The sequence below is a fragment of the Shewanella sp. 11B5 genome, assembly GCF_002836795.1.
Lineage (GTDB): Bacteria > Pseudomonadota > Gammaproteobacteria > Enterobacterales > Shewanellaceae > Shewanella > Shewanella frigidimarina.
Genome location: NZ_PJAP01000539.1, coordinates 1 through 5,428, shown reverse-complemented (window position 1 = coordinate 5,428; position 5,428 = coordinate 1). Strand labels below are relative to the sequence as shown.

Below are 5,428 nucleotides of genomic sequence, written 5' to 3'. Positions count from 1 at the left end.
TCGATAATTGATAATTGATAATTGATAATTGATAATTGATAATCGATAACTGATAAATTAATTGAGTCATAAGTTAACCATCACACTCTATGTCGAGCGAGTCATTATCCAGCGTTATTACAAACCTTGCTGATACTGGGCATTAGTCGAAATTGTCACCAGTTGATTTAGCTCAACTTTGGATTCGCTAACGCCTTTAAGGACGTTTTCGAAGTGGGCGACCAGCTGAGTTTTATCGATTTCAGCTTTTGAGCCAGATCCTATGTTGGTGAGATCGATAAAGAACTCATCAAATAAGTGTGATAAATCTTCAACGGCTTCGATGTTTAAAAACTGCTCGTGGTTATAGATGCTCGGGTAACCGCCTTTTTGTTTGTCTACTGCAAACGAAATACCTTTCACATTAGTGATGGTAGTGGCTTTTTCACACTTGAGCATGCAACCGTCTTCAATGCTGGGCTTATTACAGCCTACCGTTTGTTGGAAAAAGCATTGTCTGCTGGTCATCATCAAAATTGGGTGATAGATGCTGTAAAGCAGTTTGAAGTTTTCCGGCCTGGCGATGTTTTTAATTTGATTACGATTAATCTCGTTCGAAATAAACGCACCAGCACAATTTAATTGCTCTTGTAATGTTAGCAAGGCATAAGAGTTAGTGGTGTTTAAAAACGGGCCTGCAATCCACTCAATGTCCATTTCATAGGCTTTAAACGCGACGCCGGTATTGTTAGTAACAATTCGCTTAGGCTTAACCACTTCTAACACTCTTACTGCTTCGATGTAATCTTTGCTAATAAGCACAGCCGGAAACCACGGAATTAACCTTGGGTTGCGTAAAAAGATATCAATATACTTGTTGTCGTTTTTCTTAAAGCTTTCAGGCAGCTTAAAGTAGATGTCGGCATCGGTAACATCACATAAGTTGACGTCTTTTTCATCACTAATAAGCAAAGATAATGTCGGTGTTTCTGTTACTTTCGGATGCTTAGGTAACTTGGGTAAGGTTACTGCACCTATGTATTCTCTTTGTGTTAGCTGTAATAACAGTTGGTTTTTAAGCTGAGTTAACTGACTAAATGGTAAGCTTAAATCAGCCTGCAAGTCGTCGTAATTAAACGCTTGTAACAAGTAACCACTGCCTTTTAAGCTTTTAAAGCGTTTCTCAATGGCCGCTTCATCAACCCGCGATTCTGTCGCTTGGGTTAGAGAGATAGATGATTCAATCACAAAGTGTTGGTCTGGCGTGGTCACCGTGATCGACAATGGTTGATCAACTTGACCTGAAAATGCCAGTGCTAACGTTGGCTTGGCAATACTCAGGTGATTAATTTTTTCGGCAACCAGTTGCACAATGGCGTCTTTTTCTGACGACAGTGTTTGTTGTGCTTCTTGAATTTGAACCACTGATATCGCGTTACTTTTGTCGTTAGCATGTTTAAAGCTGTTATCGCGTGGATTGTCGATAAACATGTCTTTGGTGAGGTTACCCTTTAAAAACGAGTTGGTAAAATCACGGTTGAATACTTTATGTAAGTTCGAGTCATCGGCTAACAGCTTGCCTGTTTCGATAAATTTGTCGATCTGTTTACGCCAGCTATCCACCACGGTATGCACATATTGCGCACCTTTAATGCGGCCTTCAATTTTGAGTGAGTCAACACCGGCATCAACCAATTCTGGTAAATCAAAGTAAGCTGAGTTGTCTTTTAGATTCAGCGGAAACTTATTACCCGCTGCTGTGACTTCATATTCGTCACGACATGCCTGGCTACAGCGGCCACGGTTGCCAGAATTACCAACACTCACTGAGCTTGAATAACATTGACCAGAGAAGGCGATACATAATGCGCCGTGAACAAAAACTTCGGTAAGCACTTCGTGATCGTGGGCGAGGGTGGTGAGGCTTTTAATTTCGCCAAGGTTTAGCTCACGAGATAAATTGACACGAGTGGCGCCGATTTTGGCTAAGAAGCCAATTTGACCTTCGTTATGAGTTGTCAGCTGGGTTGAGGCATGAATTGCTAGGCTTGGAAAATGTTTAGTCACTAGATTAAACAGGCCTAAATCCTGGACGATAATGCCGTCGATACCCGTATTCACAAGCTGATTGAGCAATTTAACCAATGTCGGAACTTCGTTTTCTAAAATAACGATGTTCATAGTAAGAAACACTTCACACTGATATTGGTGTGCAAGCGCGATAACACCAATTAAGTCATCGAATGATAGGTTTGCTGCACGGTTACGGGCGTTGAAGGTATCTAAGCCACAATAAACGGCGTTTGCACCGGCTATTATCGCAGCTTTGATCGCATCGACATCTCCACCGGGTGCCAATAATTCGATTTTTCTATTCATGATATTTTCGCTATTTTATGTCGTTAGTTATTAATTTTAGGCGTAGATTTTACGTGTATCTGCAACGGATTACTATTGATTAGGCTTTATGAATATAAATAACCTCAGTTCGTGATAACCAACGCCTCCCAAACAGCCTTTGCTTTGCTAACGGCGTTAAATCGCACAGTTAGTAAAGTAAATGACAAGTTTGACAGTCGTTCATGTCTACACTTCTGATCTTTATACATACATCTGCAATCGCGATTTCTGCTTAATCATTATCTCTATAATGAATTTAACAAAAAAGGTCTTCATCTTTGCAATATTATGCAACATGAAGACCTTACTTTAACGATGTTATCCGTTAATGGACATTGAGTATCGCATGCCCAAAAAGAGGTTAACCTCGGGCTTCTGCTTCAGCTTGGCTTGCAAGGTATTCATCAAATGTACCTTGGAAGTTTATCAATTTTTTGCCTTTTACATCAATAATACGCGTTGCCAAAGATGACACAAATTCGCGGTCATGGCTGACAAATATTAATGTGCCTTCAAATAATTTCAAGGCTTGGTTTAGCGCTTCAATCGCTTCCATGTCCATGTGGTTGGTTGGCTCGTCCATTACCAGCACGTTAATATCCATCATCATTAACTTACCGAATAATAGGCGGTTTTTCTCACCACCAGAACAGTTGCGGACTTTTTTATTGGCGTCGTCATCAGAAAATAACAGACGACCTAACATGCCGCGAACCATCAAGTCATTGTGCTTTGGTGTGCGCCATAATGACATCCAATCAAATAAAGTCATGTCATTATCAAAGTCAGCGGTGCTGTCTTGCGGGCAGTAACCAATCGCAGCATTTTCAGACCATTTAATACGGCCATGATTGTGTTGCAATTCATTTACTAAGCAGCGTAAAAGGGTCGTTTTACCTACGCCGTTCTCGCCAATAATCGCCAGTTTAGAACCCGCTTCAAGAATAAGGTCGCCGTGTTCGAATAACACTTCGTCGAAACCGTGTGACAACTCTTCAAGTACGAGTGCTTGGCGATGCAGCTTTTTGCTTTCTGCAAAACGAATCGACGGGGTAATACGGCTAGATGACTTAACATCATCTAACTTAATTTTGTCCATTTTTTTAGCGCGTGAGCTAGCTTGCTTTGCTTTAGATGCGTTTGCACCAAAACGGTTAACGAAGTCTTGCAGCTCGTCAATTTCAGCACTTTTCTTGGCGTTGCCTGCTAATAGTTGCTCACGAATTAAGCCTGATTGAGCTAAGAAATATTCGTAGTTACCAGGGTAAACACGTAATTCGCCGTAATCGATGTCAGCCATGTGGGTACAAACAGAGTTTAAGAAGTGTCTGTCGTGCGAAATGATGATCATGGTGCATTTACGTTTGTTTAGCTCTGTTGCCAACCAACTAATGGTATGAATATCCAAGTTGTTGGTAGGTTCGTCGAGTAACAAAATGTCTGGGTTAGCGAATAAAGCTTGTGCTAATAGCACGCGCAATTTCCAACCTGGAGCAACCTGTTGCATTAAACCAAAGTGGAATGACTCTTCAATACCGGCTTCTAACAGAATTTCACCAGCGCGACTTTCAGCTGTGTAGCCGTCCATTTCCGCGAACTGACTTTCTAGGTCGCCTACTCGCATGCCGTCTTCGTCGGTCATTTCTGCTTTTGCATAAATGCTGTCACGTTCTTGTTTTACTTTCCACAGTCCGACATCACCCATGATCACAGCGTCGACAACACTATATTGTTCAAACGCGAACTGATCTTGACTAAGCGTACCGACTTTAAAGCCTGGCGTAATCGACACGTTTCCTGATGTTGGAGCCAAAGCACCACTCAAAATTTTCATAAACGTGGATTTGCCACAGCCATTTGCGCCGATTAAACCGTAACGGTTACCGTGACCAAATTGAGCCGAGATGTTTTCAAATAATGGCTCAGGGCCAAACTGCATGGTGATATTAGCGGTAGAAATCAAAGCAATGTTCCAACTGTGTACTACTGAATATTTATCAACAAAGGGCAAGACAACAGCCACGTGTGAATAAGACAGACATAAGTATATGTAAGTAAATAGGCCGCGGATTATACAGGTTAGCGCTAAGTTGTCGATTTATAATCTGCTTATATAGCAGACAATGGCGTTAACCTTGTGTTAGGGAAGTATCGAACTGTGTAAATTGGCTGATATCTGCGCGGTTGAATCGATTGCTATAGAATCTGATGCCAAATAAGTTTCAATATCAGCTACATTATTGATTTGGTTGTTTTAGGAGTCGACATGACTGGTGCGTTATCCATCCCTATGCGCGAATTGGGTTTTGATTATGATGTTCAATTACACTGCTGGGATAATGGCTTAGCTGGATTTCGAACCTTTAATCATCAATCTAATGAGCAACTTGAAGGCGGGTTAGGGCTAGGACTTGATTTAGTGACTCAAAGCGAAGCTGGTCGAGCCTGGTTGGCGACTATTCCGCAACATTTGTTGAAGATCACTCAGCCTTTTGCAGAGCATCAATACCAAATGTTGTGGCTGGCAGCTAATTGTGAACCCGCATTACAGATATTACTCAGCAGACCGGTGTTGTTATTACTGATTTGCGAGCAATGCAGTGTCGATAATCAACAAGCGCTTGAATTTTGTTTACTTGGTCAGCGGCAGATTTTAACGGCGCTGGGCTATCACAGCAGTAAAGCAGCGCTTAAGTTTATTGATAAGTTAACGTTAACCTATGAACGAGAAGCCGATTTACTGCATGTTAAACGTCAATTAGATGTGCGATTTGAACACTTTAGTCGTTTTAAGCATTATCAACAGATTAACTTAACTGCTCTGAGTGTTGATCACATGTACCCATTTTTTACTGGCACTCCGCTTGGGCTCGATTTGGCGTTTAATCAGCAACAAGGACGAAGTAAATTAATGGCGTACTTGAATGACACTTTGCATTTAGGCGTCGCGCTAGGGGTTTTCGATCCGCTACAACGGGTTAGTCAATTGCCGTCGATTGAAGATTTACGCCAGTTACATGATCGCTGGGTGCTTGAGCGCAATGAAATA

General features: G+C 41.6%; 3 protein-coding genes. 1 reads left to right on the top strand and 2 read right to left on the bottom strand.

Annotated features, from left to right (window positions below):
* Positions 1-117 precede the first annotated feature (117 nt).
* Together CXF78_RS12695 and CXF78_RS12690 are read right to left on the bottom strand one after the other, a co-directional pair.
* A complete protein-coding gene (locus CXF78_RS12695) occupies positions 118-2,358 on the bottom strand; it encodes a peptidase U32 family protein (protein WP_102037001.1) in 2,241 nt (746 codons plus the stop codon).
* 382 nt (positions 2,359-2,740) lie between these two features.
* Positions 2,741-4,342: an ABC-F family ATPase gene (locus tag CXF78_RS12690; RefSeq protein ID WP_102037000.1), complete on the bottom strand. Its 1,602-nt coding sequence runs from the start codon at positions 4,340-4,342 to the stop codon at positions 2,741-2,743.
* Positions 4,343-4,645: 303 nt separating this feature from the next.
* Between CXF78_RS12690 and CXF78_RS12685 the strand changes: the two genes are divergently transcribed.
* Positions 4,646-5,428, top strand: a 783-nt coding sequence (locus tag CXF78_RS12685) for a hypothetical protein (RefSeq protein ID WP_102036999.1), incomplete at its 3' end; no start/stop codon positions are given.

What these genes read in the sequence shown, in the direction of transcription:
- CXF78_RS12695 (WP_102037001.1), bottom strand. Translation starts at nt 2,358, where the DNA reads ATGAATAGAAAAATCGAATTATTGGCACCCGGTGGAGATGTCGATGCG.